The sequence below is a fragment of the Streptomyces sp. NPDC059456 genome (assembly GCF_042750055.1).
Lineage (GTDB): Bacteria > Actinomycetota > Actinomycetes > Streptomycetales > Streptomycetaceae > Streptomyces.
Genome location: NZ_JBHYVA010000687.1, coordinates 1835 through 4487 on the forward strand (window position 1 = coordinate 1835; position 2653 = coordinate 4487).

Annotated in this window: 2 protein-coding genes; both read right to left on the minus strand. The window is 76.0% G+C overall.

Translation table 11 applies throughout. The annotated features are described in order from the left end of the window. A partial coding sequence (locus tag ACFXA3_RS36430) for a SpoIIE family protein phosphatase (protein ID WP_385194412.1) occupies positions 1-1369 on the minus strand: 1369 nt, incomplete at its 3' end. Between the two features lie 53 nt (positions 1370-1422). Next, a partial coding sequence (locus ACFXA3_RS36435; RefSeq protein WP_385194415.1) for a DUF6777 domain-containing protein occupies positions 1423-2653 on the minus strand: 1231 nt, incomplete at its 5' end.

The window sequence follows — 2653 nt, forward strand, 5'->3', positions numbered from 1 at the left end:
AATCCGCGCCCGGGCGGGGCCGGCCGCCGCGCCTCCCCACGGGGTGGTGGGGGCGGGCGCGGACCAGCTGGAGCATGCCGGTGTTCAGGTCCATCTCGGCGTACGTGCAGGTGGCGAAACGGTCCGTCTCCAGCTCCCGCAGGAAGGTCGAGGCCCGCCCCATGGCCGTGCCCGGGGTGTGCCCCTCGGCGATGTACGCCCGCAGGACGATCCGCAGCTGGCCCATGACGGCCGCCGCGTCGGTGTCGTGGCCCTCCACGTCTCCGATCATCACCCCGACGCGGCCGTCGCCGAGCGGGATCACGTCGTACCAGTCGCCGCCGATGTCCCGCCCCATCCGGGCGGCCCGGTACCGTACGGCGATCCGCGCCCCCGGCACCTCCGGGATGCGGCGCGGCAGCATGGCCCGCTGGAGGCCCTCCGCCAGATCGTGCTCCTGCTCGAAGAGCATGGCCCGCTGCAGGCTCTGCGCGATGCCGCTGCCGAGGGCGAGGAGCAGGTTCCGCTCCTCGGCGGTGAAATCGCCGTCCCGCTGGTAGAGCAGGCCGAGCGCGCCGATGGCCCGCCCCTGGGCGATCAGCGGCAGGTAGACGCCGCTGCGCACGGACAGCGGCTCGATGTACGGCCACAGCTCCGGGTAGCTCCGCTGGAACACCTCGCGCGAGGCGATGAAGACCGGCTGGAGGCTGCGTACGGCCTCGCTCATCGGGAACTGCGCGTCGATGCGGGTGTATTCGATCTCCGGGACGTACGAGCCGAGCTGTCCCTCCGCGACGAGGTGGATCCGGCCGCCGTCGACGATGCCGAGCATCACGCTGACCGCGCCCAGGTGGCCGAGCGCCGCGGGGTCCTTCAGGACGTCGGTCACGTCGTTGACGGTGCGCGCGTGGGCCAGGATCGCGCTGGTCCGCTCGACGACGCCGGTCATCCGGCGCCGCCCCTCGGCCTGCTCCCCGCCGGCGCCGGGGTCGCCGGGGTCGTGGGCGGCGTCGCGCAGGATCCCGATGATCCGGTACGGACGGCCGTTGGCGTCGCGCAGGATGTGGCCCTGGATGTGGGTCCAGGACGGGGTGCCGTCGCGGCCGCGGGTGCGGACGTACGCACCGTAGTGGCTCCGGCCGTCCTTGAGCGCCTGCGCGACCCGGGCGTCGAGCCGGACCTCCTCGCCCGGCTGCACCCGGGCCCGCAGTCCCTCGGGGGTGCCGCTGAACTCCTCCGGGCGCAGGTCGAGGACCCTCAGGGCGGTGGGATCCAGATGCATCTGCCCGCTGTCGAGGTCCCAGTCGAAGGTGCCCATGCGGTTGAGCGCGAGGCTCATGTCCGGCTGTGCGGGCCAGTCGACCTCGGGGCTCGCTCCCCTTTCGGCCATGCAGCCAGGGTCTCACCGTTCCCGGACGTGTGCCCGCACAAGCCGCCGGCCGGCTAACCGGTTGCCGTGCCCGTGGCGGTTCCGGCGGCCGCGGTCGCGGCCGGGGTGGCGGACGGAGGGTTGCCCGCCGGGGGCCCGGACGAGGGCGCGGACGACGGCCCGGACGGAGGCCCGGACGGGGGTGCGGACGACGGCTCGGGCGACGGCGGGGGCGCAGACGTGCGCGGCTGCGTCGTGGGCGGCTCGGACACCGGGCCGGACGCGGTGGCCGACGCAGTCGGCCGGACGGAGACCGCGGGGGAGCTCGCGGGGGCCGGCGTCGTGCGGGTGGTTGCGGGGGTGGGGGTGACCGGCGCCGAAGGTGCCACCGGGGGCGGCACGGGTTTGTCGTGGCTTCCCCGGTGGTCGCCCCGGTCCCGGGCGAACCAGCGACCGCCCTGGTGGTCGTAGATCACGAACTTGTCGACGACCGTCGCCGACGGCGCGATGACCACCACCTTCGACGGCTGGTACGAGCTCCACGGCTGCCCGTGCCGCCGCGGGTCGGGCTTGAGCGCGACCGGGGGGCCGAGCGGGTTGCCGCAGGCGCACCGCACCCGCGGGACGCCCCGGTCGTCGACCAGGACCGCCGTCCCTGCCTGGAGCACCGCCTGGTAGGGGGTGGCCTTGCCGTCGTGGTAGCCGTGGTTGGTGACGCGGGTGTCGGCGCGCAGCTGGAGCGGGGTCAGCGAACGCAGGTAGCCGGGGACGGACGCGGGTTCGATGCCGAGCGCCGAGGCGAACGCGGCGTTCTTGTCCGGCTGGGCGGACAGCGCCCGGATCTGTTTCCCGACGTCGCAGCTGGCCACGGACTGGGTGCCGCCGTACAGGCCCGGCGCCGCACCGCTGATGCTGCGCGTGGCGGTGGGCGCCGCGCTGCCCGTCGACGGTGCGGGGCTCTGCGGGGGCGGGACGGCCTCCTTGGCGGCGGTGGACTCGGTGAACGGGGCCGGGCCGGTCGCGGAGGCGGGCTGGAGGAACACCTCGCCGCGCGCGGCGGGCGTGCCGCCGGGCCGGGTCAGCACCACGGCCAGGACCACGGCGGCCGCCACCGCGACGAGCGCGGTGGCCACCCGGGGTACGGACCGCCACCAGGGCCGCTTGTCGGGTGGTCCGGCCGAGCCGGGCGGCGTGCCTCCGGGCGGCGCGCCTCCGCCTCCGGGCGGCCGCGGCGGAGGTGGCGGTGGCTGGGGCGGGCCCTGCCCGCCGCCCGAAAGGGGGCCAGAGGGAGGGCCGGTGGGGCGC